The organism is Cohnella sp. GCM10012308 (assembly GCF_042649185.1).
In the GTDB taxonomy this organism is placed as follows: domain Bacteria; phylum Bacillota; class Bacilli; order Paenibacillales; family Paenibacillaceae; genus Cohnella.
In genome coordinates, this window is record NZ_JBHRYU010000018.1 from 130,689 (window position 1) to 155,579 (window position 24,891).

Below are 24,891 nucleotides of genomic sequence, written 5' to 3' on the forward strand. Positions count from 1 at the left end.
CGCCACCCTTAAAAAGCGTCTTTGGCCCCAAGCAGCAGCTTGAAGGTCCGGAAAATGATCTTCAGATCCCCCCGAATGCTCCGTTTGCGAATGTATTCCAGGTCAAGCTCCACCATCTGCTCGAAGCTGAGGTTGCTGCGTCCGGTCACTTGCCACAGTCCCGTGCAGCCTCCGCTTACGGAGAGCCGGAGCTTATCGTAGTCCGAGTACTCTTCCACCTCTCTTTGCAGCGGCGGCCGCGGGCCGACGAGCGACATCTCGCCTTTAAGCACGTTCACGAGCTGAGGGAGCTCGTCGATGCTCGTCTTGCGGATAAAACGTCCGATCCGCGTAATGCGCGGGTCGTCCTTGAGCTTGAACATCGCGCCTTTGATCTCGTTTTTGGCCAGCAGCGCCGCGAGCTTCTGCTCCGCGTCCGGCACCATCGAGCGGAACTTGTACATTTTGAACTTGCGTCCGTTTTTGCCGATGCGCGTCTGTTGGAAAAAGACCGGCGCCTTCGGACTCTCGAGCTTGATCATCGCCGCCGTTACCGCGAAAATCGGGCTGAACAGCGCGAGCGCAAACAGCGAACCCGCGACGTCCATGCCACGCTTGACCGACGCATACATCGCCAGCTTGCCGTCGTTCTGCGCCGCGATCCGCTTGCGTTCGAAGTCCGTCAGGCGTGCGACCAGCTCCATATCATACCGCAGAGCCATGGCTTTCCCCCACTTTCTCGCGCAAGATAAGCGACTCGAGCCCGTCCATCAGACGATACCTGAGCTCCTCGTCGCGCAACGCAAAATCGATTGTCGTCATAATAAAGCCGAGCTTTTCGCCGACGTCGTAACGCATGCCTTCGAAGTCGTAGGCGTGAACGCCTTGCGCTTCGTTCAATCGCTGGATGGCGTCGGTCAATTGAATCTCGCCGCCTGCGCCCACCTCGTGCTTGCCGAGAAATTCAAAGATCTCCGGCGACAGGACGTAGCGGCCCATGATGGCCAGATTGGACGGCGCTTGTCCAAGCGGCGGCTTCTCCACAAAACGACGCACCTGGTACAGACGCCCGCGCCGCTCGATCGGATCGAGGATGCCGTAACGGTTCGTCTGGTCGGTACCGACCGCCTGTACGCCGATGACCGACTTGCCGGTCTGCTCGTACTGCTCGATCAGCTGCCGCGTGCACGGCGTATCCGACTGCACGATATCGTCGCCCAGCAGCACCGCGAACGGTTCGTTGCCGATAAAGTTGCGTGCGCACCATACGGCATGGCCAAGGCCTTTTGCTTCTTTTTGCCGGATGTAGTGGATCTCGACGTTGGACGACTTGCGAACCTTGCTCAAAATGTCGAGCTTGCCCTTTTCCTCCAGCGTGTGCTCCAGCTCGAAGGCGATGTCGAAGTGATCCTCGATCGCCCGTTTTCCTTTGCCCGTCACGACGATAATATCTTCGATTCCGGATTCGATCGCTTCTTCTACGATGTACTGTATGGTCGGCTTGTCGACGATCGGCAGCATTTCCTTGGGCATTGCCTTCGTGGCAGGCAGGAAGCGCGTGCCGAGGCCTGCCGCAGGAATAATCGCTTTTCTCACTTTTTTCATACGCTCTCACCCCATCCGTCATTCTCTTTAGACTTGCCTGTACAATTCTTGCATTGTGAATAAGTGTTAAAAGGCATTTAATTCGGATTCGTATGGAATCCAATATGAAATAGTGTTCAGAAGGCAGTTAATTTCAGCGTTATGGCTCATTTGACCGAGCAATTGGCTTGAACAAATGCCTTTTAACATCTATTTGGATCGGACCCGGCTTCCAGCCAGTAATTAGCTGCCTTTTGGCAACTAAATGCTCAGCAGAAGTCGAGTTGCTCCGCACCAAAATCAAACTTGAAAGGGCATTGAACCCCTCCTCACGCCACACCCCTGACGATTAACGTCTAAGGTCCGCTGACCCACAGCATGGCCGAGTGCCTCCAGTGATAAAGGAGCAGGAGACATTTCCTTGAAACGCGCGTCGATTGATCGAAGCTTCCCTGCATATCTCTTGCTACAATGCCTTCAGTGGCTTCAGTACCTTCAGTACCATCAAGCCTTCAGTGCCATCAAGCCTTCTTAGCGCCCCCGGCGGTTAAATACCGCGCCTACGACCCGGACACGTCCGGACGAGAGCGTCTCCTTCGCTTTTAGAACCGCGTCCATCTTCGTCTTGCCCTTGCGGATGACGAGGACGGCGCCGTCGCACTTGTCTGCGACGATCATGGCGTCCGATGCCGCGGCCATCGACGTCGTATCGACGATGACGATATCGAAGCGAGCCTTGGCAGCCTCGAGCATCGCTGTCATCGCCTCCGAGTCCAGCAGCTCGGAAGGATTCGGAGGCATCGGTCCGGCGCATACCACTTGGAGATTGGTATACGAAGTCCGGCGGGCGACCTGATCGAGTTCGCCCTTACCGGCCAGTGCCGTGCTCAGTCCCGTATCGTTCGGCAGATCGAAGATTTGATGCTGTACCGGCGACCTGAGGTCCGTATCCAGCAGCAGTACGCGTCGGCCGGTCTTGGCATAAGCGACCGCGATGTTGGAGGACGTGGTGCTCTTGCCTTCCCCCGGTTCGGCTGATGCAATCGCGATCGTCTTCATGCCCTCGTCCCGGACCGACCATTCGATGCCGGTCTTTAACCTGCGATACGTATCTGCGGCCGCCGACTTCGGATTCTGCGCCGCGATCAATCCACGTTTACGCATCCAGCGTGACATTCGGCTTCCCCCTCGCTCCCATCGTCGTTCGTTCCGAATCGTCCGGTCCGATCAAGTCCCGGTTGCGAATCCGCGGCACGTCGGCCAGCAGCGGCAGTCCCAGCTTGGCCCGTACCTCTTGCTCCGTCTTGACCGAGCTGTCCATATGCTCCAGCAGAAAGGCGAGCGCGATGCCGATCAGGATCGAAAGGACAAACATGATCGCGACGTTTTTGGCGGGATTAGGGGAGATCGGACCGTGCCTTGCTTCCGGGTCGGCCCAGTTGAGAACGGATACGTTGTCCAGATTCATGAGCGTGTGAATCTCGGACTGGAATACCTTCGACACGGCGTTCGCCATGTTGGCTGCCCTGGCGTACGAGTTGTCCGTGGCGATGACGGTCATGATCTGCGTCTCGCTTACGGACGAGATTCCGATCTTTCCGGCCAGCTCTCCGGCCGAAGTATGAAGATCGGGATAAGCGGCGACGACCTTGTCCAAAATTCGGGGTGTGAGGATCAGCTGCTTGAAGGTTTTGATCAGCAATATGTTGGAGTTGATCGCGCCTGTGTCGGGCGCTGAGGTCGTACTGTCGGGGACATCGCTCTTATACACCATCAGCTTTGCGGCTGCCTGATAAGTCGGTCTCACCTGTTGCGTATAATAACCGACCGCTGTACACATGACGATCGTAATCAAGGCAATCAACCAGAGCCTTTTCCTAACGATGCTCCAATACCGTTGAATTTCCAAGACGCTTCCTCCGATGCTGAATTCTTTTTGAAAAAGGAATAAATATCAGAATAATCTGACTCATTTTTCCGATATTCGCTTCCGTTTTTGCCTCCCCTGCCCCGTCCTGCTTTTATTGTAAATCGCTCGCGACTTTCAAAACTATTACGCGGCAGGATGATTTTGCTTCTTCATCGGAAGCCCCCATCGTGCCGCGTCGGTAGGTATGGATATTATACTTTAGTACCATTCGGGAGGGCGAAGCCGCCCTCGGTGCGGATATCAGGCGGTTCGAAGTCCCCGATGCCCTGCGACTGCGCGAACAAAGCCGCCTGAGTGCGGTCGGTCAGGTTCAGCTTTTGGAAAATCCGGCTCACATGCTTCTTGACGGTGAACTCGCTGATGACCAGTTTTTTGGCCACGGCGCCATTGGACAAGCCCTCCCCGAGCGCGACCAATACCTCCCGCTCCTTCGGGGTCAGCTTTTCGAGCGGATCGTCGGATTCTTTGCGCAGCAGCGTGCCGAGCAGGCTTTGATCGAAGTACTTGCGCCCGCGGCCAATCATCTTGATGGCGAGCAGCAGCTCGTCCGGCGCCGCGTCCTTGAGCACATAGCCGTCCGCTCCGCACTCCTTGGCTCTGCGGATGTCGGCCTCGGAAGCCGAGGAGGTCAGCATCATAAACCGGCAGTGCAGCCCCCGCAGCGACCGGACCAGGTCATAGCCGGAGTCCGCCCCGAGCCGGATATCCAATATGACAAGATCGGGATTCGTCGTCTCTACGACCGAGAGTGCGCCCAGTACGGTTTCGGCCTCGCCCGCGATCTCGATGCCCTCTTCGCCCGACAGGACGGCTCTCAGTCCTTTGCGGACGAGAGGATGATCGTCAACGATTACGATTTTCATGTCATCACTTCCTTAAAACTTGTTTTCGTTAAAACTTGTTTTCGTTCTTTTCTTCGCGTACGTCGGACAGCGGCAGGCGCACGACGATACGCGTGCCGCCCCCCTCTTCGCTGTCGATCTGCAGGCTGCCGCCAAGTGCGGCGGCGAGCGTCTTCATATTGCTCAAGCCGAAGCCCGAAGTTTCTTCCCGCTGCAGCGTACCGCCGACGTCGAACCCCTTGCCGTTGTCCGCGATCCGGAGCGTGGCCGAGCAGGGCCGAAGCGTCAGCTTGATGTCGACCGCGCTGCACTCGCCGTGACGAATCGCATTGGCGCTGGCCTCGGCGATGATCCGGTACAATGCCTTCTGGTGGTGCACGCTTAGCCGCCGGTCGGGCGCAGGCGGCCGGAACCGGATCCGGACGCCGCTCAGCTTCGCCTGGCTCGCGAGCAGCGACTCCACGCCGCCAAGCCACGAAACGTCCCCGTGGTCGGATACGCTCAGATCGTATATCGTCTTGCGCAGCTCCCGCGTCGCTTCCGCCGCCGCCTCCTGAATGTCGCGCAGCAGCGCCAGATGCTGCGTGCTCGTCATGCCTTCCCAATCGTGCTCCGCGGAGTGCACCGCATAGGTGATGCCGAATAAATGCGGGCAAATGCGATCGTGGAGTTCTTCTGCGATCCGGTTGCGTTCCTCGAACAGTAAGTACGGTTCCACCTTGCTCTGCATGGCCATCCCATCATCGCCTTCCCGTCATGTATTATAATGAGAAATTTCAAATCTTTTCGTCAGGGTCCCTCACTTCTAAGCATCGACGTTCATTTTCAACATACCTTGCCGAAATTGACATGCCCATGCTACGGGAGTACCGATTATTGACTGGGTAGTTAGATAAGGTTTGATGTGCCTTCGGTCATGACCGAGAATCGTTCGAATGCTATTCGATCCAGAATTACCCAATATTTTAGGGGCAGACGTATGCCATAGTGCGGAGTCCAAGTCGAATTTGCGAATGACATTATTTGCAAGGCTATATGTCTTGATATCAAGACTTTAGTTCTTTAGACCTATTTTTCCGCTTCATTAGGATTAAGTGAATTTATTAATCTGCATCCATATTTTGCATTAATTCTATGATAAAGCGTTTTTACGGCTTTAGCTTCTTGGAACACCGCTGCGTGAAATTGAAGCTGGGCGCGGATTTGTATGAGAATCATGAGAGAAAGTAAGCGGATTCATGCGTCAGTTCGTACCATTAAAGAAAGCCCTCATCCAAGGAGGATAAGAGCTTTGGTTTGACAAAATATAATTGAATTCGTCAGTCGAGCCTCGCATGAACGTTATTCATCCTCCCACGCCAGGCTCCACCGGTTGCGATATTGAACGAGCTTTGGCGCCGGATGGGCAGGTACGGCCGACAGCACAAGCCGCAGCTTCGCTATCCAACCGTCAAACACGTCGTAGGAAGCGAAAAGATTCGCAGTAGCCGGCGTCATATAAACGAAATGCGGCCCTGGCAGCGTTTCCGTCAAATGGCGCAGCGCAGCCTCTATGGGCGTATACTTCTTTCTTTTGCCTTCCCAACGGTCGATCTCCGGTGCGGGCTCGCCTGATTCCCGCTCTCTGACCCATTCGGTCAACCGCTTTTCTCTCTTATAATAGGCGCTCACAGGTTCCTTGGACATTCGCTTCGCCGTCTCCTCGTGGATCGGATAGAGCACGAACCGCGCAAACGAACGCGCCTTGGCGGTTTCGGCGGCAATACCGAGCGCATCGTCCGTCGTATCTTCGAACGTGTCATAATAAATGAGCGTTCCTTTTTCACTCTTGACCGGCGGCTCGTATCCGAAAGGCACCTGTCCTGCTATCGGCTTCATCCTCGATCCCTCCTTGCTGTATTATTGGCTAGCATGGCCTAACGGATCGCCATATATCGGTCGCGCGCACAACGATGTTGCCGCTGCATGGACTTAGCGATTCAGATTCCCTATAATGATAAAAATTCAAATGCGAAATGGCAAGGAGACGAACGAGCGATGAACTATACGCATGTGTTTCAGGGAACGGCGTTTACCGCCCGATCTCCGAAAGAAATCGATATTTTACAGGAAAATTTGTTTTGCGTAAAAGCGGATGGCTTGATCGCGAGGACGATCGCGCCGGGAGCTCCGGATTACGAGGCTGTTCGAAGCGAATACGCGGATACGGATCGCTATCGGCAACTGGCGCCTGGACAATATTTGCTGCCCGGCTTCGTCGATCTGCACGTGCACGCGCCGCAGTGGGCGCAGTCCGGTACGGCGCTCGACGTGCCGCTTTACGACTGGCTGCATACGCACACGTTTCCGCTGGAGTCGAAGTTCGCGGATCTGAGCTTCGCGGCCGAGGTATACGACGACCTTGTCGCCTCTCTGCTCGCGAACGGCACGACGACCGCTCTTTATTTTGCCACGATCCACAAGGAAGCCAGTCTGCTGCTGGCCGAGATCTGCGCGAAAAAGGGACAGCGCGGCCTGGTCGGCAAAGTCGTCATGGACGATCCGGCGCAAAATCCCGCGTACTACCGCGATGCCGATGCCGCAGCGGCGCTGGCGGACACCGAAGCGTTCATCATTGCGGTCAAGGAGCTGGCGAAAAACGTCAAGCAAGGCGTATATCCAGTGGTGACGCCACGGTTCATCCCGAGCTGTACGGACGAGGCGTTAGAAGGACTGGGCGCGCTCGCCGCGAAGCACGATACGCACGTCCAGTCCCACTGCAGCGAGAGCGACTGGGCGCACGGGTACGTGCAGGACCGGCTGGGCAAGCGCGACGCCGTCGCGCTCCGCGACTTCGGCTTGCTCGGCGACAAGTCCGTCATGGCGCACTGCAACTTTCTCGACGATGGCGATGCGGCGCTTTTCGCCGAGACGGGAACGGCGATCGGCCATTGCCCGATCTCTAACGCCTACTTCGCGAACAGCGTCATCCCGATCGCCCGCTGGATGGATAAAGGCGTCGAGATCGGTCTTGGCTCCGACGTCTCGGGCGGCTATTCGCCGAGCTTGTACGACAATGCCCGGCAGGCGGTCATCTCGTCCAGAATGCTGGAGGACGGCGTGAATCCCGCGCTCCCCGCGGACGCGCGCGGCGTACCGGCCTCCCGCATTACGATCGACGAAGCCTTCTACCTGGCGACCGCCGGCGGCGGCGAAGCGCTGAGCCTGCCGATCGGCCGGCTGGCTGAGGGCTACGCCTGGGACGCGCAGATCGTCGACATCGCGCTTGCCGGCGCGAAGCTGCCCGTATTCAGCGAGGACGAGCCGCTGCACGAGATTTTCCAGAAGATCATGTACCTCGCGCGTCCGGAGAACATCCGGGAGGTATGGGTGCAGGGCGAAAACGTTTATACGAGGGCATAAAAGAAGCCATCGCCTTCCATAATGGAGGCGATGGCTTCTTTTGTTTGGCGCGTTGGCTCGGCCGATCGGCGCCATCCCCTTCTGTGAAGAAGGCGATGGGACGTTTGCGCGGCAAATTCGTGCCATCCCCTTCTGTTGAGAAGGCGATGGGACGTTTGTGCGGCAAATTCGCGCCATCCCCTTCTGTGGAGAAGGCGATGGGACGTTTGCGCGATGATTTCACGCCATCCCCTTCCGTAGAGAAGGCGATAGGACGTTCCCGTGACGAATTCGCGCCATCCCCTTCTGTGGAGAAGGCGATGGGACGTTCCCGCGACGAATTCGTGCCATCCCCCTCTGTGGAGAAGGCGATGGGACGTTTGTGTGGTAAAGTGGCGCTATCCCCTACTGTAGAGAAGTCGAGCGAACAACCGCTTAGGGCTCGTTATGGCTAGCAGCCTCGTTTTTCATGGAATAGGGCAAGGCATCGCCGGACACGACACGCTCGGCCGGCGCATCCGCCATATGGAACCTTAGATCGGCGCCCGAAGCGAGCAGCTCGTGGGAGATCGACAATGCTTCCCACGGCTTCCCGTTTACTAGCAGCTTGTCCCAATAGACCCGGTCCGCTCTATATGACTCAGCTCCGATGTCCAGCGTCCTGCCGTTTTCCAACTGTATCGTCGCCTTCCTGAACAGCGGGCTGCCGAGCACGTACGAGGGAACGCCAGGCGTAAACGGATAAAGGCCAATCGCCCCCCAGATGTACCAGGCACCGAGACTCCCGTTGTCTTCGTCGCCGGGAAGGCCGTCCGGGCCGCTGCCGAACAGCTCCTTCATCGTCTTCCGCACCCAATATTGCGTGCTCGCCGGCTTGCCGATCGCCGCGTACATGTACGGAATGTGGAAGCTCGGCTGGTTACTGATCGCGAACTGGCCAAAGTCGACCGCCGCCATCTCCGACATCTCGTGAATCTCCGCGCGATACGATCCGACGCGGAAGGCGGGCGCCATCGTCATGAGCTCGTCCAGCTTGCGAATCATGGCTTCGCTGCCGCCGATCAGCTCCGTCAGTCCGGCGATATCGTGGGGCACGGCCCAGCTGCACTGCCAGGCGCCGCCTTCGCAGTACGGATCCCCCCATTGCAGCGGATCGAACGGCTCCTGCCATTTCCCCTGATCGTCAACGCCCCGCATGAAGCCCGTGTTCGTATCGAACAGACGTTTATAATTCGCCGCCCGGTCCATAAAGACGCGATAGTCCTCTTCGCGTCCGAGTCCTTTGGCCATCTGCGCGATGCAGAAGTCGCCATAGTGATAATCCAGCGCATTGTTGACGCTCTCATGGTATAAATTCGCGGGCAAATATCCGAAATGCAAGTAATCCTTCAGGCCGGTGCGGCCATGAACCCCGTCGGCAGCAGCCGTGAGCGCATGCTTGCGAAGTCCCTCGTAGGCAGCCTGCACGTCGAAGCCGCTTATCCCTTTCACATAAGCGTCCGCGATCGCCGCGTCGATCAACGTGCCCGGCATCGCGCTGCGCTCCGCAGGCGACATCCACTTGGGCATCCAGCCGCTTTCCTTGTATACGTTGGTCCAGGCCTCGATCATCTCTCCGAGCAGCGATGGGAACAGAAGGCTGTATAGCGGAAGACTCGTCCGGTAAATATCCCAGAAGCCGATATCCGTATACATCGGACCCGCATGGACGGTCCCGTCGTACGGACTGAAGTGAACCTGCTCGCCGGTCGGCTTGTACTCGTGCCAGGTGCGCGGGAACAAGCAGGTCCGATAGAGACAGGTGTAAAACGTTCGCAGCGCCTCCGTATCGTCGCCCTCGACGCGGATGGTGCCGAGGCGCCGCTCCCACTCCGCCGATGTCTGCTCGCGAAGCTGCTCCAGGCTGAAGCCGCCGATCTCAGACTCCATGTTCCACACCGCCTGCTCCAGGCTGATGAACGAGGTGCCGATCCTGGCATTGACGATGCCCGATGCGGGGAGGTCCAGCCCGACGTAACCGCCGATTCGCTCCCCTGCGCCTTCAGTCAGCCCTGTTGGCGCATAGTCGTCGCCGGCGAACGTCCCGCTCTTGTCCGGGACGATGCCGCAATCGAAGTCCATCGCGAAGTACATCGCAAAGTCCGGATGCGCCTCACCGTGATGCGCCCGGGTATAGCCGGTGATTCTGCGGCCGTCCGCCTCGATCCGGATAGAAGAATTCCCTTCAAATGGCGAAAGGACGATGCGCGCGTCCTGCCCGTCTTCGAAAGTGAAGCGCAGCCTTGCGCTCCTCATGCCGGGTACCAGCTCCATCGACGCCTGATAGCGCGGCAGCCGGATACGGAAGTAGTCCGGACGTACGATCATCTCCTGGGACCGATAGAAGGCCGCCCGGGCGTCTGGCTTCAGGTAAAGCGGACCGCTCTGCGGCATGACGATCAGATGCCCGTAATCCCGGATCCACGGACTCGGCTGGTGCGTGAGCCGAAGGCCCTGGAATCGGCGGTGCGACGGGTGAAAAAACCAGCCGGCGCCCGCTTCGTCGGATTGGGGGCTCCAGGACGCCATGCCCCAGGGCCTTGCGATAAGCGGCAGCGTATTGCCGTTCGAGTAAGTAAAGACGGAATCCGTGCCTTGCAGCGGGTTTACGTAAGATAATAAGTTCATCAGCGGGGACCTCCGGTTCATCGCTATGCGAGCTTGCATGCGAAGAGTTGACACCTTATAGTATAACTTTTTTGCGCCGGCTTCCATATGCGGAAATGCTGCGAAAGCGGTAGCTTAGCAATGAAATGGATAGGCTGGAAGTTGTCTCTCCAGAAAAAAAGCAGGACCGCCGGAGGTCGTCAGACCTCTCTGTGCAATCCCGCTTTAACGTGTTTCTTCTATTAATATAGTACGATCTGCCCGAGCTGCGTCCCGTATGCCGAGGTCGTATCCGAGCACTAGACCTTCGCCCCTGCAACCGAAAGGACAAATATGCGCTACGATAAACGGTACACTTGGAAATCGTCGGCTTCCAGTCGAACGCGCAGACGCTTCGCGTCTAGGACGCTCGCCGTCTCGAGCGCGGCCGCTCCATCCTCGAACCAGGGGACGACGCTGCCGACGGCTCCCGGCAGGATAACCTCCGTCTCGGATGTCCCCTCTCCCCAATTGTGAACGAACAGCAGGCTTTGCTCGCCCCCGTTTTCCGTCCACGAGGAAATGTCCGCGCGGATCGTGCCGCCGCGCACGTCGACGTGCGGCTGAAGACCCAACTCGTCGGTCAACAAGCCTCGAATCATGCACAGCGTGCCTTCCAGTCCGTCCTGCCGGTAAGCCGCGGCAAGCAGCGTGCCGATCCAGACGGCTTTCCCTTTACCGAAGGACGCGACGGTGATTGCGGGCGCTCCGTCCTCCGCAAATTCGGCCAATACCTTTACGCCTTCTTTTAACGCGATATCCGTCTTGTAATAGGAACCGTGACCTTGAGCGGAATCGCCCTCGCGCCCCGCCGCCGACCTGCTCGCGAGCGGGATGGATGCGGACGACTCGATCGTTACGTTATGGTAGCTGTGGTCCAGATGCTCCACGGAGTGAATCCACGTCTCTCGCACGCCGAACACTTCGTCGAAGCCATAGCCCGGCACCTGGTAGCTGTGGCTGCCGTTCTCCGCCATCAGCGCGCCGAAGGAGCACTCGGAGATCAACAGCCCGCCGGCCTTCACCCACTCGCGGATGACGCCGGTTACCCGATCGTTCAGGTAAAGGGGATACGGCATCCAGAGACAGCGGTACGCCGCAAGCCCTTCGCTCGTCAGGTCGTGCTCGTGGACGAACTCGACTTTGTAGTTCAAATCGTGCAGCAAGCGGTGCGCGCCCTGGACCGAATCGTTGTACGTATCCAGGTGCGCGTGCGCGGCGAAGTTCGCGATCTGGTTGTCCGGGCTGAACAGGATCGCGATCCCGTCCGACGGCCGCGACGCTTGCTCGATCGCCTCCCGGTTGTCCTGCAAAATCCGGTTCAATTCGGACATGTCTCTCAGCCAAGGCGTCTTACTTCCGTCCAGGTACGTGCTGCCCCAAGCCGGCGCTTCGTGTCCCAGGACTTCGGGCCGGTACTGCCAGAACAGGAAGCCCGTTATGCCCCGCGCGAGCGGAATGAAAATGTGCCGCTTCAGCTCGCGGAATTCGAGCTTTTTGGGCTTCATCGCCGTATGGCCGGGCAGCGCGTGGATCTCGGAGTTGATCACTTTTTTGCCCTTGGCTGCCGACAGCAGCAGATCCGCCGACCAGGCCGAAGAGCCCAGGCTGTTGCCGAAAAGGTCGCATGGCTCGGCCAGCTTGAAGTCGTCGGAGCCCGCCGTGACGAGATTGAAGATCGGCGCCGGCACCGTATGGGCCATGACGGGATGCGCCAGGTCGTACTGCTTCACGACGGCGGCCCGCCGCTTCAGATCGTCGGTCAGCGCATCGGACATGAACAGGCGCCAGTCGACGAAATCGTTGAATACGGCCTGGCCTCTCGGCGGCTCGATCACGGACCAGTCGGCGTAATTGCGCTGCCAAGCGGCGTTCAGTCCTTGGATATCGCCGTATTTGCGCGCCAGCCATGCCTCGAATTCGTTGAGCGAGGCGTCGCAATAGCAGACCATGTTGTCGAAGCTAAGCTGACGTTTGATGCCCGTGGTCAGCTCGGGTTCGTTCCACAGATCCCATACCCATAGCGCCGGATGATGCTGCAGCGCCTGCACGGCCGCGGCCAGGAAGCGGTCCTTCTCGACCTGCGCGGGCTCGTGATGGTAACAAGGTCCCGGCGCGCCGCCGATCTGCCGGTAGCTGAGCGCGCGCGGCTCCACGAAGGAGCCGTCCGCCGCGATCATTATCGATTCGGGATACAGCTTGTAAAACCAGGCCGGAGCTACATCGAAAATAACGTTCAGCACGACTTTTAACCCATGCTTATGCGCCAGGTCCATGAGCTCGAGGATATCGTCGAATACGAAAGCGCCTGGCGCCGGCGAGCTTGCCCGCCATTGTACCCAATACTTGACGCAGTTGAAGCCCATCCCGGCGATCTGCCGGAGATCCGGCTCCCATTGGTCGCGATAAGGCGTCGGAGACCGGTAATATTGAAAGCCGAACGGAAGGAATGTCTGCTCCTGCAATGAAAACGCACCTCGCTGCTTGTCGATTCGGACTTGCCGCCCGCCGCCGTAAAGCGTTTGCAGGCAGGCCCTTGGTTCATGATAGCACCGCGCCGCTTCGCGCCGAAAGACGGCAAGCCTGCGAAATCGTTTGTTAACCTGTCAAGATCCCGATGATCGGAGTCCCGGAAGCCGTTATGCGACGGCCTGCGAATTTCCCCGCTTATGCAACCGAGGCATAAAATGCTATGATGAGATGGACAAGGCTGCCATTCGCTCACGATACTCTTAATTCCGGAAGGAGCAACATCGATGAACGCGGAACAACTGGAACGGATTCGCACGGGGAAGGGCTTCGTCGCGGCCCTGGATCAGAGCGGCGGGAGTACGCCCAAGGCGCTGCTGCAGTACGGGGTAGCGGAGAGCAGCTATTCGGGCGAGGAAGAAATGTATGCGGTCGTTCACGAAATGAGGACGCGCATCATCAAGAGCCCGGCGTTCGATTCGCAGCACATTCTCGGGGCCATTCTGTTCGAGAATACGATGGACCGGGAGATCGACGGGCTGCTGACCGCGGACTACTTGTGGGAAAAGAAAGGCATCGTACCTTTTCTCAAGGTAGACAAGGGTCTTGCCGAGCAGTCGGACGGCGTTCAATTGCTCAAGCCAATCGACGGACTCGACGCGCTGCTGGAGCGTGCCGTCGAGCGGCGCATCTTCGGAACCAAGATGCGCTCTCTCATCAAAGAGGCGAATCCGGAGGGAATCCGGCAGGTCGTGGAGCAGCAGTTCGCCATCGGCAAACAAATCGCGGCGGCTGGCCTCGTGCCGATCATCGAGCCCGAAGTGGATATCGCCAGCGCGGACAAAGCGGAGTCGGAGAAGCTGCTCAAGGCCGAAATCCTCTCGCAGCTTGCCGCGCTCGGGCCTGACGTTAAGGTCATGCTCAAGCTGTCCATTCCGACCGAGGACAACTTCTATGCCGAGCTGATCGAGGAGCCGCATGTGGTGCGCGTCGTCGCCCTGTCCGGCGGCTACGCTCAGACCGAAGCCAACGAGCGTCTCGCGCGCAACAACGGCCTGATCGCAAGCTTCTCTCGCGCGCTGTCCGAGGGCCTCAGCGCCGGACAATCGGACGAGGCGTTTGACGCGCTGCTGTCCGAATCGGTCCGCAACATTTACGAAGCTTCTATTAAGTAACAAAGCTTATGCGATGCGACAAGACCCCGAGCCTGTGAGCGCTCGGGGTCTTTGATGTGCGGAGCTGCGGATATTGGAGGAGTTGGCGTTCGCGGACCGCCCCGCGCGCCTCACTCCCTCCTACGTACGCCGCATGTAAGCCCGTACCGTGATCGGCGCGAAGATCGCGACGATGACGGCCGCGCCGATCAGCGAGATGCCGAGGTCCCAGCCGACGGTGCCCGAGTTCGCAAGATCGCGGACGGCCGTCACCAGATGCGAGATCGGATTGATGTCTGCGAACCATTGCAGCCATTTTGGCATCGTCTTCGTCGGCACGAAAGCGTTGGAGAGGAAGGTGAGCGGGAACAGCACGATCATGGAGATGCCCTGAACGCTCGAAGCCGTCCTGGCGATGACGCCGAAGAAAGCGAAAATCCAGCTGATCGCCCACGAGCAGAAGATGACGAGCAGCGCGGCGATCGCGACATGGCCGAGGCCGCCGTCGGGGCGATAGCCCATAATATAGCCCATGCCGAAGGTCAGTACGGTGGCGATCGTGTACCGGATCGTATCCGCGAGCAGCGCCCCGGCGAGCGGCGCGATACGCGCGATAGGCAGCGACTTGAAGCGGTCGAACACGCCTTTGTCCATGTCCTCGCGCAGCTGCACGCCGGTTACGATCGAGGTCGTGATGACGGTCTGTACGAGAATGCCCGGAATGATGACGGGCAGGTAGCTGATAACGTCGCCGGAGATCGCCCCGCCGAAAATATAGGTGAACATGAGCGTAAAAATGATCGGCTGCAGCGTGACGTCGAACAGCTGCTCGGGCGTGCGCCTAATCTTGAGCAGGCCGCGATACGCCATCGTCAGCGAGTGGCGGACGGATTGGCCGAAGCTCGTGCGGTTTTTAAGCCGGGCGGCCGGATGGACGGCAGTCGTGCTTTTCATAGCGTGACCTCCTGTTTGCGGCGGGATGCTGGCGCATCCGGGGCAGGCGCTTCCTGCGCCCCATGGCCGGTAATCGTCAAGAACACTTCGTCAAGCGTCGGCTTCTGCACGCTGATCTCGGAGAGCCGGATGCCCGACTCGCGCAGCGCGACGAGCAGATCGGTCACCCGATCGGCGTCCGCCATCGGCGCCGTAATCTTGCCGGCCTCCGACGTCACGCTGGACGTCACCTGGAGCACCCGCTCGACGATCCGCCTCGCTTCCGCGATCGCGGGTTGATCTTGCACCCTCAAGTGAAGCGATGAAGTGCCGACCGATGCCTTCAGTTCGTCGACGGTGCCTTCGGCGACGACGATGCCGCGGTCGATGACCGCGATCCGGTCGGCCAGCTGATCCGCTTCGTCAAGGTACTGCGTCGTGAGCAGGACGGTCGAGCCCGTCTTCACCAGCCTGCGGATCGTCTCCCACATCTGGGCCCGCGTCCTGGGATCGAGTCCCGTCGTCGGCTCATCCAGGAAGATGAGCGGCGGCTGAGCAATCAGGCTCGCGGCAAGGTCCAGCCGCCGCCGCATGCCGCCCGAGAAGTTTTTGAGCGGCCGCTTGGCCGCCTCCGTCAAGCCGAATTCCTCCAGCAGCTCCGCGGCCTTCCGCCTCGACTCTGCACGGCCAAGCCCGAGCAGCCGGGAAAAAATAATGAGATTTTCCGTGGCGCTAAGCGACTCGTCGACCGAGGCGTACTGGCCGGTCACCCCGATCAATTGCCTGACGATCTGGGATTCCTTGGTCACGTCATGTCCGAAAATTCGCGCCGAGCCCCCATCGGGCTTAAGCAGCGTCGCCAGCATCCGGATCGTCGTCGTCTTGCCCGCGCCGTTGGGACCGAGCACGCCGTAGATCGAACCTGCGCGCACGTTCAGGCTTACGCCGTCCACTGCGCGATTGCTGCCGAACGCTTTGACGAGCCCCGACGCCTCGACAGCCCATTCGCCGCCGTACGCCGCCTTATCCTTTACGTGTATCGCGTTCATCTTCATTCTCCTCCTGTTGAACTGATTAATACGGATACTAAGGCGCGAATGTGAATTGAATATGAACCGTTGCCGCGATGCTGAAAAGCTCATAAGCGCAAGCGGGTTCGACCATAATAAGGAGCGCGGGCAATAAAAGCGAGGGCAATAAAAGCGAGGAGGCATGGCGATGGACGATTCCCGGTATGCGTTTGCGGCACTCGAGGATGAGCAGCTCGACGAACTGAAGCGGCTGGAGCAGGAACTGACGACTGCCAGCGGGCATGCGGTCACGCTGATCGCCTATGAAAAAAAGGAAGCGGAATAACGAAAAAGAGGCCTCTGCGGCCTCTTTCGTTACAACGTAAGCTGTCTGGCGACATCGATGATCTTTTTGTCGCTCAAGTACTGCTCCATCTGTTGCTCGGCAGCCATGACGACCCTCTGAATCATGCAATCTTCCCCGTGACTCAGGCCGCATTCGAAAATCGATGCCGTCCCTTCGATCGCATGGATGACGTCCAAAAAAGAAATTCGTTCGTAATGCGCCTTAAGCCGGTAGCCGCCGTTGGCACCTGACACGGAGCCGATCAGCCCCGCTTTGACCAGCTTGCTCAGCATTTTGGACAGATACGTCTGGGAAACGCCGAGTCTGTCGGCTAGTATCTGCACCCCTACGGGCTTGTCCGGCGCTTGGCTCATCAGAAACATCATGGCATGGAGCGCGTAATCCGTCGCCTGCGAAAACTTCATTGGCACACCTCTATGATGGACTTTGTATGCCCATGATAGCTTCGGCGGAGCGTTAAAGCAAGTCCGAATCCCAAGCCGGATTCCATACGATCTCCCACAAGTGGCCGTCCGGGTCCATGAAGTGTCCGGAATATCCGCCCCAGAACGTATCGTGCGCGGGATCGGTGACGACGGCCCCCGCCTGTCGCGCTTGATCGATGACCCGGTCGACCTCTTCTTTGCTTGTCACGTTATGTCCGATCGTCATTTCCGTCGAACTGGAAGGCGTCTGGACGACCTTCGCCTCGTGCGCGAGATCCCGGCGGCGCCAGATAGCCAGCTTCATGCCCGCTTGCAGGTCAAAAAAAGCGACCGCGCCGTGCTCGAACTCCGTTCCGACGATGCCTTCGGTAGGCAAGCCCAATCCGTCCCTGTAAAAGGCCAGCGATCTCTCCAAGTCTTCGACGCCTAACGTCAACACTGTAATGCGTGGCTTCATCGTTCATCCTCCCGAAATGGATGGGTCGCTTCAGGCTTCATACTCCGCAACTAGTGCCTTCCGCCTCGTTTCTTATTACCCGCGAGCAGTTCAAACAACGTTGGAGTTGTCGACCGCATCCGTATCGACCGTGTTGGTCTTGCTCAGCTGGTTGTTGCTGACGCTGCCGAAAGCATCCCCTGGCGAAAAGGAAGCGGCACCGCCGTAATTTTTAGAGGTGCTGGTCAAAGATATGAAGCCCGTATCGCCGAATTGGACGTTCGAGCCCTGGTTGACGTTGAGAATTTTTACTTTTCCAATTATAGATGGCATGGCAGTTACCTCATCGGTAAGTTTTTAACGCTTTTGATAAGGTATGAAAAGCAGGCGTTCGCCGTGCCCATCTCTCAATCAAATTTATCCTTTATTAACGCGTCGCGCCGAGCTTTTCGATCGCTTGCGATTCCGTCGGCAAGAAAAAAAGATCCTTGCCTTGATTGCATTCGTAAATAAAATCCCGCAAGCTCTTGCTTGTATACCCGGAGAAGTCTCCGACAATCGCGAGCTTAACCTGATAGTTGACGAACTTCTGCGCGATCTCCCCGGCCAATCTCGTCTTCAAGTCGTAAAATGCGGCGTCGAGCATCGTGCCGTCGATTACAATGCGATCAAGACTCGTCTCGTACCGCACATTCGCCATCATATCCAGGGCGTCGCGGACGTCCCTGATGACATCCCCGCTCACGACGGCCACCGGCTCGCCCCCGTTCGTCTCGGCCTTCGTTATTTTCCACATCTATCTTCGCCTCCCCGCATCCGCGTTCATCGCGGCTTCACTGTCTTTTTTGCGTAATGCTCGCCGCCGTACCGGAATAGACCGGCCCGGCGCCTCGGCTCTACTCCGACCTTAGACGATGAACCCAGTTGTTGTCAATTCCTTGATCTTCCGGCCACAAACGCCACGCAATGCGCAAAATCGTTCACCGATGCCCGGATTGTTCACCGTTCAATCCCGCTTTCGTTCATAACTGGGGAATTCAGCCACTGTAACCGTTCACATCCCGAATATATAATGATACAAACACCTTCGATCCGCTCAATGCCCAGAAACCCGAAGGGAGCCCATCGATGCGCCTAAACCGGATCCGCCGCAATGGCAAGCTGTACGTGAGACTCTTGCTGGGACTTACCCTGAGCATCGTCCTCGTCCTGATCGCGAGCAACTTTATTTTTTATTTAATCTTCACGGGCGTGCTGCAGGACGAAGCCGTCGAAAACGATCTCGCCAGCCTGCGGCAGACGGGCAAGGCCGTCGCCAACACGACCGAAAGCGCGCAGACCGTAGCCTTCCAGATTTATCGCAACAGCGCGATTACCAAGATGCTGTATTACAGCAAGCCCGACGCCTTCGATACGCAAGCGGCGATGCTGGACCTGCGCAATTATTTGTCTACGATGCCCTTTATCCAATCGATCTACGTCTACAATCCCGCTTCGGGCTACTACTATATCGCTGCGCAAAACGGGCAGGAAGGCATATGGCGCGAGTCCGAGCTGCAGGACGCGGGTATCCTCGATATTCTGAGCCGATACAGGGATTACAAGCCTTTTACGCCGATCCCGCGAACGATCAAGTCGGCATCGGCAAGCGCGCCTGATCTCGGCGTTTATACGTACTTGTGCTACGATGCCATCAATTTCAACCGGGAGATCAACTCCGCCGTCATCGTCAATCTGTCGGCCTCCTGGATCAACAGGGAGCTTGGCAAAGCCGAGACCGCGAGCGCAGGACGCACATACCTGCTTGACGATCACGATGTCGTGCGGTCCGTCGATAATCTGATGAGCGTGAAGCTCGGCCAGCCGGATCTTGCGCTGCTGCAGAGCTTCGTTTCCAAGCCGGAATCCGGCTTTGCCGTCGCCGAGTTCGAGGGCGCGAAGTCGCTCGTCACATACACTGCGCCTACGCCGTACGAATGGCACTATGTCCGGATCACGCCGTACGCTGAGATTACGCATAAGACGAAGGACATTCGCGGCAAGACGCTGCAGGTCGCCGGCGCGATCCTTGCCGTCGGGCTGCTGCTCTCTTGGCTCATGTCCCGCTATTTGTACGTGCCGATTAACCGGATCGAGAAACGCATGTCCGACCTGGAATCCGAAAAGCGCAACAGCAGCTACACGCTGCGCCAGAACACGCTGCGCAAGCTCATTCAAATTCAAGACTTCGATCCGGCCTTTCAGCTGGAAAAGCTGCGCAGCGCCGGCATCGCCTTCGACTTCACGGAGCCGTATCAGCTGGCGCTCCTGCGCATCGACGGCTTCGACCGGATGCGCAGCCAGAGCGCCAAGGATCTGCTTACCTACAAGTTCGCGATCATGAACATCGCCGCCGAGATCTCGTCCAAGCTATACGGCGCGGATACGGTGGATCTCGAGGACGACGGCATCCTCATGATGATTAATACAGGCGGACAGGAGCAGGATGCGGAGGCGCTGCTGGCGATGCTCAAGGAGATTCAGGACGCGTGCGCGGAGTTTCTGCGCATCGGGCTCACGGTCTCGCTGACGCCGGCCACAAAGAGTCCGCACGAGCTGCACGCCATGTACAAGCTGGCCCGGGAAGCCACCGACCTGCGCTTCTTCCGCGGTTGCGGCGCGCTCATCCAGGCAACGCCCGGCTCCGGCGACCGCTATTCCTTTTCCGCAGGCAAGGAAAAAAAGATGTTGGACGCTCTCGTCGCGGGCAAAGCGGAGGAAGCGGCCGTCCTGTATCGGGATATCCTGCTCGAGACGGCGGACGCTCCGTTCAGGGTCACCCAATCCGCGGCAAACCACGTAGCCGTCACGCTCGGCAACATGCTGGCGGAGATCGAGCGGAACGGCTCGCTGCAGCTCGGCATCGGCGCGGATCTCAGCATTCCCGGCATCGATCAATACGAGACGCTCGACGGGCTGACAGAAGCGATGGGCCGTTTTTTCAGCCAACTAAGTGCCAAGGTGTTCGAAAAGCGAAGCAACAAGCAAGAGGACCTGATCCGCAAAATCAACGTCCTCATCGAAACCCGGTACGACGACTCGAACCTGAGCCTGAATTCGATATCCGAGGAGCTGAAGATGTCGACCTACCATGTGAGCCGCGTCTATCGCCAGCATACGTTTACGACGATCGTTGACATGATCAACAACGTCCGGATCGAAAAAGCCAAAGCCATCCTCATGACGTCGGACGATCCCGTCGCCGAGGTCGCGGAGCGGACCGGCTTTACGAACAGCTCCTATTTTCATCGCATGTTCAAGAAGCTCACGGGCGTGACGCCGGTGGAATTCCGCAAGGCGCAGGGCGCAAGCGTGCAGGCGGATTCATAGTTGGCGGACGAACCGGGCTCAAGTGGTGAAAGTGCGAACGTAGATCAACAATTGGCACGCTCCTTACGCAATCGCGCAAAAACCTGCAGGAGACCGCCCTCTAGCGGTGCCCTGCAGGTTTTCTTCCGTCATCTTCCCAATTCGGCCGGTCTTACTGAATACCCGATTCGCTCAAATACGCAAGCCATTGCTTCTTGTACGACTCCTGGATTTTGTCGAGCCCCGCCTTTTTCGCCTTGTCCATGAACGTCTGCAGGCCGCCTTCGACGTCTTTGACCTGGCCGGCCAGCAGCGGGAACAGATACTGCTTCTCGACCTGCTCAAGCGCCGACCGCTCCGCCTGATAATCCGTATAGTCTTCGGCGAAGCCTGTATAGATGTCAGGCTTTTGAACCTTGTCGAGCTGGTCGAAGATCGCTTTGACGCCGTCGTAGCTAGGCTCGAACAGCATGAACTCGGGATTGCGCCACGCCCAGCCCTGCATGCCCTCGCGAGGGAAGCCGTTCGTGTTGGCGTCGCCGACCATTTTGTAGTACCCGCCGTCGACCGTGTAGTTCGTACCCTCGAACCCGTACTGGGTCAACAGGTTGTAACGTTTGTCCAGCACCATCTTCTCGTAGAAGGCCAAGGCCCGCTCCGCGTTTTTGCTGCTGGCCGGGATGGCGAAGCCGTTGTGGATCGGATGTACCGGCGTCGCATAGCCCGTCGCTACGGCGAACGGCGTGTAGCCGAGCTCCCAGTCCGGATGCAGCGATTTCATATTGCCGTTGGTCTGATTGTAGCGCGTCGGATTGTCGCCGAGCATCGCCGCCGCCGTGCCGTTCACGAGCTTCTCCTGGTTGGTCGCTTTTTCGTTGAGCTCGTTTTTGGAGAAATAGCCTTTGTCCGCCCAGCCCTTGAACCGCTTCAGATCCTCGAGCTGCTCCGACGAGCCCCAGTAGGACGCGATCTCGGCCGGCTTGTCGTACGTGGCGAACATGCCGTACTGCAAGGCGCCTACCTTTTCGCGGAAGACGTCGAGGTACGTGTCGCTCAAAGACCCCCGAACGTCCGATCCGATCGCGAGCGGCTGCAGGCTCGGTTCGTTTTTCTTGATGCCGTCCATGTAGGCCTCGAAGGTCGGGATGTCGACCGGCGTGGGCAAATTATACTTTTTGCGAAGATCCTCGCGCCAGACGAACCCGTTGGTTACGTACTCCTGATAGGTCGCCGGCACCGTGTAGATTTTGCCGTTGATTTTGACCGCGTCCCACATGTTCTTCGGCACGAAATCGTTCAGCCCCGGCGCCGCCGTCGGCAGCAGATCGTCCAGCGGCAGGAAGGCGCCCTTCTTGGCATATTGCTGATACTGCGTCCAGTCGGCCGTGAAGATGAGGTCGACGTCCTGACCCGTCGACAGCAGCAGCTTGTACTTCTGGTCCCAATCCGTCCAGGTCGTGAAGTTAAACGTGACGGTCGCGTTCAAGTCTTGCATCGCCATTTTGTTGATCTCGGCCTCGACCTTCGGCAGCTCCTTCGGCGCGTTGCCGAGCATGTAGAACTGGAGATGAACCTTCTTGGAGGTGTCGATGCCGGCCGGCGACGCGGAAGCGGAGGATGAGGCGGTTGACGAAGCCGAAGCGGACGACGACGGCGACGCGGACTCGGACGCCTTGGCAGGCGCCGACGAAGCGCCGGCTTCCCCTTTGTCGCTGCCGCTGCAGCCCGCGATTACCGACGCCATAAGCGCCATCGACAGCGCGGCCGCCGCTTTTTTCTTTGCGTTTGTTGGCATATGAATCCTCCCTGTTCATTGGATAATCTATGTTAGCCGGACATGCGCGCATGCCGGTTCTAACCGGAGCTGAACGCAGCTAGCCTTTGACCGCGCCGATCGTGAGCCCTTTGACGAAGTATCGCTGCACGAACGGGTACAGGAGCAGGATCGGTCCCGTGACGACGACCGCCATCGACATCTTCATCGTCTCCGAAGGGATGCCCTCCGAGAGAACGATGCCTGCGCCCGCGCCGATGCTCGTCAGGAACGACGACGTATTGATGATGTTGTACAGGTAAAATTGCAGCTGGTACTTGGCGGCATCGTTGATGAAAAGAGCGGACGAGAACCAGTCGTTCCAATAGTGAAGCGCGAGAAACAGCCCGATGGTCGCGAGGCCCGGCACCGCCAGCGGCATCACGATGCGCCAGTAAATCAGGAAGTCGCCGGCGCCGTCGATCTTGGCCGACTCGACGACCTCGTCCGGCACGGCCGAGCCGATGAAGCTTCGCATCAAAATGATGAGAAACGGCGTCATCAGCGAAGGCCAGACGAGCGCGTAATACGAGTCGGTAAGCTTCAAGTAGTTGGTGACCAGCATGTAATAAGGCACGAGTCCGCCGCCGAACAGCGTCGTGAAGTAGATAAAGAAGGAGAAAAAGTTGCGGTACTTGAAGTCCTTGCGCTGCAGCACGTAGCCCGCCATCGTCATGAGCAGCAGGCCGATCGCCGTGCCGGCGACGGTGACCGTCGACGTTACCCCGTAGGCCCGCAGCACCTCGTCCGGCACCTGGAAGATGACCTTGTAGCCTTCCCAGGAAAAATCCTTCGGCCACAGGTTATAGCCGTCGCGGATGATTGAAGCGTTGCTTGTAAATGAGGCCGACACGATCAGGAGAAACGGCAGGATGCATACGATGCTGCCTGCGACGACGACGGCGTGCGCGATGAGCTGGAACCAGACGGACGAGCGGTCTTCCTTGATTTTCATGCGATATCCCTCCTAGAACAGCGCGTATTCCTTGTTGATTTTACGGATGATGCCGTTGACGACCATAATCAGCGTAAAGCCGAACAGCGATTGATAAACGCCCGCCGCCGTCGCCATGCCCATGTCGAACGTCACCTTGAGCGAGCGGTATACGTACGTATCCAGGATGTCCGTCGTGCTGTACAGCAGGCCGTTGTTGCCCACCATCTGATAGAACAGGTCGAATTGTCCCTTCATGATCGTGCCGAGCGAGAAGAGCAGCAGTATCACGAACGAATTTTTCAGCATCGGAAGCGTGATGTGCCAGGCCCGCTGGAAAGTGTTCGCTCCGTCGATCTTGGCTGCCTCGTAGTAGTCCTCGCCGATGCCCGTGATCGCTGCCAGATAGATGACCATGCTGTAGCCGAAGCTTTTCCATAGATAAAACACGACGATAAGCAGAATCCAGACCTTCGGCTTGCTGTACACGTCGACCGGATCCGCGCCGAGCGCCTTGAGGACGGTGTTGAGCACGCCGTGCTCGAAGTTGAAGATGTTAAACACGATGACGCTTAAGATAACGAAGGAGACGAAGTACGGCAGGAACAGCACGGATTGCGTAATTTTTTTGAACCACTTGCTCTTCACCTCGCTGACGAGGATAGCCACGGTCACGGATAGCGCGTTGCCGAGTCCGATGAAGATCAGGTTGTAGCCGATCGTATTGTACGTCAGCTCCGTCAGCTTGCCGGACTTCCATAGGAACTCGAAGTTTTTGAGCCCGATGAAGTCCATTCGGAAGAGCGGGGTGTTGAAATCGAACCGGACGAATGCGTAATAGATGCCGATCATCGGTACATAATTGTTCACGAGAAAGTATGCGAGGACCGGCAGCAGCATCAGAAACAAGGTTCGATTTTTGACCAGCTCTTGCAAGAAGCCATATTTTTTCGGCACGTCGCTCAGCCCCTCCATTTACGCCTTATAGCGTCCGTATCGTTCGTGAGCTCCGGGGAGGGCGATGCCTTCCGGATTGATACCAACTATAGGGGACTTGCGGCCGCCGCCATAGTGACAATCCGGTTCACTTCTGAAGGATCGTGCGGTTTGTTCAGTGAACGATTGTGACTTTTCTGCACAAATGCAGGATTTCGCGCGCAAAAAAACCATCAGGGGAGATCGCAGAGCGCCCTGACGGCGGTTTGGCGGTTTGGCGGTTTGGCGGTTTGGCGGTTTGGCGGTTTGGCAGATAGCCGAAACCGGATTTGCGGTTTGCGGTTTGCGGCTTGTGATTTGCGATTTGCGTGGGAACGCCGGCCGCTGGCTCGTCCGACCGCATTTCCGATAGGCTGACCAATCGTCGCCTGCGTCGTTCTTTCACCGCAACGCCTGCAAATATACATCTAATTTCATCGAGAACGACCCTTTCGGGCAGAAAGGGGCTGTCCCAAAAGCCCTTTGAAGTTGAAGCAAAAAGCTGAAATGAAGCCGAAATAGCCAAACGGGACGAAGCAGGGGAGTTTCCTGCTTCGTCCCGTTTGCGTTTTTGGTCGATGGCGACTTTTTTGAGCAGATTATGGGCAAGGCAAAGCCATCCGACT

Annotated in this window: 24 protein-coding genes; 5 read left to right on the forward strand and 19 right to left on the reverse strand. The window is 58.0% G+C overall.

The window, feature by feature from the left end:
- Positions 1–8 precede the first annotated feature (8 nt).
- From ACFOTD_RS19590 to ACFOTD_RS19620, 7 genes are all read right to left on the reverse strand, one after another.
- Positions 9–701, reverse strand: coding sequence for a sugar transferase (locus ACFOTD_RS19590; protein ID WP_378121631.1), 693 nt, complete (start codon positions 699–701; stop codon positions 9–11).
- Positions 685–1,584 (reverse strand): UTP--glucose-1-phosphate uridylyltransferase GalU, encoded by a 900-nt coding sequence (gene galU / locus ACFOTD_RS19595; protein ID WP_378121632.1) that lies wholly within the window; start codon positions 1,582–1,584, stop codon positions 685–687. Before galU ends, ACFOTD_RS19590 begins: the two co-directional genes overlap by 17 nt.
- A 510-nt stretch (positions 1,585–2,094) precedes the next feature.
- The gene (locus ACFOTD_RS19600; RefSeq protein WP_378121633.1) at positions 2,095–2,739 is read right to left on the reverse strand and encodes a CpsD/CapB family tyrosine-protein kinase; all 645 of its coding nucleotides are present in this window, start codon (positions 2,737–2,739) and stop codon (positions 2,095–2,097) included.
- Positions 2,720–3,472, reverse strand: a complete 753-nt coding sequence (locus tag ACFOTD_RS19605) for a YveK family protein (protein ID WP_378121634.1) — start codon at positions 3,470–3,472, stop codon at positions 2,720–2,722. The genes ACFOTD_RS19600 and ACFOTD_RS19605 overlap by 20 nt, the downstream gene beginning before the upstream one ends.
- Before the next feature lie 212 nt (positions 3,473–3,684).
- Complete coding sequence (locus ACFOTD_RS19610; RefSeq protein ID WP_378121635.1) at positions 3,685–4,356, reverse strand: response regulator; 672 nt, start codon at positions 4,354–4,356, stop codon at positions 3,685–3,687.
- Between the two features lie 28 nt (positions 4,357–4,384).
- Complete coding sequence (locus ACFOTD_RS19615) at positions 4,385–5,071, reverse strand: sensor histidine kinase (protein WP_378121636.1); 687 nt, start codon at positions 5,069–5,071, stop codon at positions 4,385–4,387.
- A 605-nt stretch (positions 5,072–5,676) separates the two neighbouring features.
- Positions 5,677–6,213, reverse strand: coding sequence for a hypothetical protein (locus ACFOTD_RS19620; protein ID WP_378121637.1), 537 nt, complete (start codon positions 6,211–6,213; stop codon positions 5,677–5,679).
- A 159-nt stretch (positions 6,214–6,372) separates the two neighbouring features.
- Between ACFOTD_RS19620 and guaD the strand changes: the two genes are divergently transcribed.
- Positions 6,373–7,737: a guanine deaminase gene (guaD, locus tag ACFOTD_RS19625; RefSeq protein WP_378121638.1), complete on the forward strand. Its 1,365-nt coding sequence runs from the start codon at positions 6,373–6,375 to the stop codon at positions 7,735–7,737.
- The gene (locus ACFOTD_RS19630) at positions 7,701–8,171 is read left to right on the forward strand and encodes a hypothetical protein (protein ID WP_378121639.1); all 471 of its coding nucleotides are present in this window, start codon (positions 7,701–7,703) and stop codon (positions 8,169–8,171) included. Before guaD ends, ACFOTD_RS19630 begins: the two co-directional genes overlap by 37 nt.
- On the opposite strand, the gene ACFOTD_RS19635 is transcribed toward ACFOTD_RS19630, so the two are convergent.
- Both ACFOTD_RS19635 and ACFOTD_RS19640 read right to left on the reverse strand, forming a co-directional pair.
- Entirely contained in the window at positions 8,152–10,383 is a 2,232-nt protein-coding gene (locus ACFOTD_RS19635; RefSeq protein ID WP_378121640.1) for a GH92 family glycosyl hydrolase, read from the reverse strand. The two genes, ACFOTD_RS19630 and ACFOTD_RS19635, sit on opposite strands and share 20 nt — an antisense overlap.
- A gap of 317 nt (positions 10,384–10,700) precedes the next feature.
- Positions 10,701–12,866, reverse strand: coding sequence for a beta-galactosidase (locus ACFOTD_RS19640; protein WP_378121641.1), 2,166 nt, complete (start codon positions 12,864–12,866; stop codon positions 10,701–10,703).
- 291 nt (positions 12,867–13,157) lie between these two features.
- On the opposite strand from ACFOTD_RS19640, the gene ACFOTD_RS19645 reads away from it, so the two are divergent.
- Entirely contained in the window at positions 13,158–14,045 is an 888-nt protein-coding gene (locus ACFOTD_RS19645; RefSeq protein WP_378121642.1) for a fructose bisphosphate aldolase, read from the forward strand.
- Positions 14,046–14,165: 120 nt separating this feature from the next.
- Here ACFOTD_RS19645 and ACFOTD_RS19650 read toward each other — a convergent pair whose 3' ends face one another.
- Together ACFOTD_RS19650 and ACFOTD_RS19655 are read right to left on the reverse strand one after the other, a co-directional pair.
- A complete protein-coding gene (locus tag ACFOTD_RS19650) occupies positions 14,166–14,978 on the reverse strand; it encodes an ABC transporter permease (RefSeq protein WP_378121643.1) in 813 nt (270 codons plus the stop codon).
- Positions 14,975–16,006: an ATP-binding cassette domain-containing protein gene (locus ACFOTD_RS19655; protein WP_378121644.1), complete on the reverse strand. Its 1,032-nt coding sequence runs from the start codon at positions 16,004–16,006 to the stop codon at positions 14,975–14,977. The genes ACFOTD_RS19650 and ACFOTD_RS19655 overlap by 4 nt, the downstream gene beginning before the upstream one ends.
- Before the next feature lie 169 nt (positions 16,007–16,175).
- Between ACFOTD_RS19655 and ACFOTD_RS19660 the strand changes: the two genes are divergently transcribed.
- The gene (locus ACFOTD_RS19660; RefSeq protein WP_378121645.1) at positions 16,176–16,313 is read left to right on the forward strand and encodes a hypothetical protein; all 138 of its coding nucleotides are present in this window, start codon (positions 16,176–16,178) and stop codon (positions 16,311–16,313) included.
- A 29-nt stretch (positions 16,314–16,342) separates the two neighbouring features.
- On the opposite strand, the gene ACFOTD_RS19665 is transcribed toward ACFOTD_RS19660, so the two are convergent.
- The 4 genes from ACFOTD_RS19665 to ACFOTD_RS19680 all read right to left on the reverse strand — a co-directional run bounded on the left by ACFOTD_RS19665 (position 16,343) and on the right by ACFOTD_RS19680 (position 17,991).
- Positions 16,343–16,738, reverse strand: coding sequence for an RrF2 family transcriptional regulator (locus tag ACFOTD_RS19665; RefSeq protein ID WP_378121646.1), 396 nt, complete (start codon positions 16,736–16,738; stop codon positions 16,343–16,345).
- A gap of 52 nt (positions 16,739–16,790) precedes the next feature.
- A complete protein-coding gene (locus ACFOTD_RS19670) occupies positions 16,791–17,216 on the reverse strand; it encodes a VOC family protein (protein WP_378121647.1) in 426 nt (141 codons plus the stop codon).
- Between the two features lie 90 nt (positions 17,217–17,306).
- Complete coding sequence (locus ACFOTD_RS19675) at positions 17,307–17,528, reverse strand: spore germination protein (RefSeq protein WP_277528376.1); 222 nt, start codon at positions 17,526–17,528, stop codon at positions 17,307–17,309.
- A 94-nt stretch (positions 17,529–17,622) separates the two neighbouring features.
- The gene (locus ACFOTD_RS19680; protein WP_378121648.1) at positions 17,623–17,991 is read right to left on the reverse strand and encodes a DUF4180 domain-containing protein; all 369 of its coding nucleotides are present in this window, start codon (positions 17,989–17,991) and stop codon (positions 17,623–17,625) included.
- A gap of 332 nt (positions 17,992–18,323) precedes the next feature.
- On the opposite strand from ACFOTD_RS19680, the gene ACFOTD_RS19685 reads away from it, so the two are divergent.
- Positions 18,324–20,564, forward strand: coding sequence for an AraC family transcriptional regulator (locus ACFOTD_RS19685; RefSeq protein ID WP_378121649.1), 2,241 nt, complete (start codon positions 18,324–18,326; stop codon positions 20,562–20,564).
- 151 nt (positions 20,565–20,715) lie between these two features.
- On the opposite strand, the gene ACFOTD_RS19690 is transcribed toward ACFOTD_RS19685, so the two are convergent.
- The 4 genes from ACFOTD_RS19690 to ACFOTD_RS19705 form a co-directional block, all read right to left on the reverse strand.
- Positions 20,716–22,338 carry an extracellular solute-binding protein gene (locus tag ACFOTD_RS19690; protein WP_378121650.1) on the reverse strand — a complete coding sequence of 541 codons (1,623 nt, stop codon included), beginning with the start codon at positions 22,336–22,338 and terminating at the stop codon, positions 20,716–20,718.
- Positions 22,339–22,417: 79 nt separating this feature from the next.
- Positions 22,418–23,311 (reverse strand): carbohydrate ABC transporter permease, encoded by an 894-nt coding sequence (locus ACFOTD_RS19695; RefSeq protein WP_378121651.1) that lies wholly within the window; start codon positions 23,309–23,311, stop codon positions 22,418–22,420.
- Between the two features lie 12 nt (positions 23,312–23,323).
- Entirely contained in the window at positions 23,324–24,190 is an 867-nt protein-coding gene (locus ACFOTD_RS19700) for an ABC transporter permease (RefSeq protein WP_378121657.1), read from the reverse strand.
- A 211-nt stretch (positions 24,191–24,401) separates the two neighbouring features.
- Positions 24,402–24,891 (reverse strand): hypothetical protein (locus ACFOTD_RS19705; protein ID WP_378121652.1); only part of this gene is annotated, 490 nt, incomplete at its 5' end.

Bases quoted from the DNA above. Each gene is read 5' to 3' on its own strand.
- ACFOTD_RS19590 (WP_378121631.1), bottom strand. From the start codon at position 701: ATGGCTCTGCGGTATGATATGGAGCTGGTCGCACGCCTGACGGACTTC.
- galU (WP_378121632.1), bottom strand. From the start codon at position 1,584: ATGAAAAAAGTGAGAAAAGCGATTATTCCTGCGGCAGGCCTCGGCACG.
- ACFOTD_RS19600 (WP_378121633.1), bottom strand. From the start codon at position 2,739: ATGTCACGCTGGATGCGTAAACGTGGATTGATCGCGGCGCAGAATCCG.
- ACFOTD_RS19610 (WP_378121635.1), bottom strand. From the start codon at position 4,356: ATGAAAATCGTAATCGTTGACGATCATCCTCTCGTCCGCAAAGGACTG.
- ACFOTD_RS19615 (WP_378121636.1), bottom strand. From the start codon at position 5,071: ATGGCCATGCAGAGCAAGGTGGAACCGTACTTACTGTTCGAGGAACGC.
- ACFOTD_RS19620 (WP_378121637.1), bottom strand. From the start codon at position 6,213: ATGAAGCCGATAGCAGGACAGGTGCCTTTCGGATACGAGCCGCCGGTC.
- guaD (WP_378121638.1), top strand. From the start codon at position 6,373: ATGAACTATACGCATGTGTTTCAGGGAACGGCGTTTACCGCCCGATCT.
- ACFOTD_RS19630 (WP_378121639.1), top strand. From the start codon at position 7,701: ATGGGTGCAGGGCGAAAACGTTTATACGAGGGCATAAAAGAAGCCATC.
- ACFOTD_RS19635 (WP_378121640.1), bottom strand. From the start codon at position 10,383: ATGAACTTATTATCTTACGTAAACCCGCTGCAAGGCACGGATTCCGTC.
- ACFOTD_RS19645 (WP_378121642.1), top strand. From the start codon at position 13,158: ATGAACGCGGAACAACTGGAACGGATTCGCACGGGGAAGGGCTTCGTC.
- ACFOTD_RS19650 (WP_378121643.1), bottom strand. From the start codon at position 14,978: ATGAAAAGCACGACTGCCGTCCATCCGGCCGCCCGGCTTAAAAACCGC.
- ACFOTD_RS19655 (WP_378121644.1), bottom strand. From the start codon at position 16,006: ATGAACGCGATACACGTAAAGGATAAGGCGGCGTACGGCGGCGAATGG.
- ACFOTD_RS19660 (WP_378121645.1), top strand. From the start codon at position 16,176: ATGGACGATTCCCGGTATGCGTTTGCGGCACTCGAGGATGAGCAGCTC.
- ACFOTD_RS19665 (WP_378121646.1), bottom strand. From the start codon at position 16,738: ATGAAGTTTTCGCAGGCGACGGATTACGCGCTCCATGCCATGATGTTT.
- ACFOTD_RS19670 (WP_378121647.1), bottom strand. From the start codon at position 17,216: ATGAAGCCACGCATTACAGTGTTGACGTTAGGCGTCGAAGACTTGGAG.
- ACFOTD_RS19675 (WP_277528376.1), bottom strand. From the start codon at position 17,528: ATGCCATCTATAATTGGAAAAGTAAAAATTCTCAACGTCAACCAGGGC.
- ACFOTD_RS19680 (WP_378121648.1), bottom strand. From the start codon at position 17,991: ATGTGGAAAATAACGAAGGCCGAGACGAACGGGGGCGAGCCGGTGGCC.
- ACFOTD_RS19685 (WP_378121649.1), top strand. From the start codon at position 18,324: ATGCGCCTAAACCGGATCCGCCGCAATGGCAAGCTGTACGTGAGACTC.
- ACFOTD_RS19690 (WP_378121650.1), bottom strand. From the start codon at position 22,338: ATGCCAACAAACGCAAAGAAAAAAGCGGCGGCCGCGCTGTCGATGGCG.
- ACFOTD_RS19695 (WP_378121651.1), bottom strand. From the start codon at position 23,311: ATGAAAATCAAGGAAGACCGCTCGTCCGTCTGGTTCCAGCTCATCGCG.
- ACFOTD_RS19700 (WP_378121657.1), bottom strand. From the start codon at position 24,190: ATGCTGCTGCCGGTCCTCGCATACTTTCTCGTGAACAATTATGTACCG.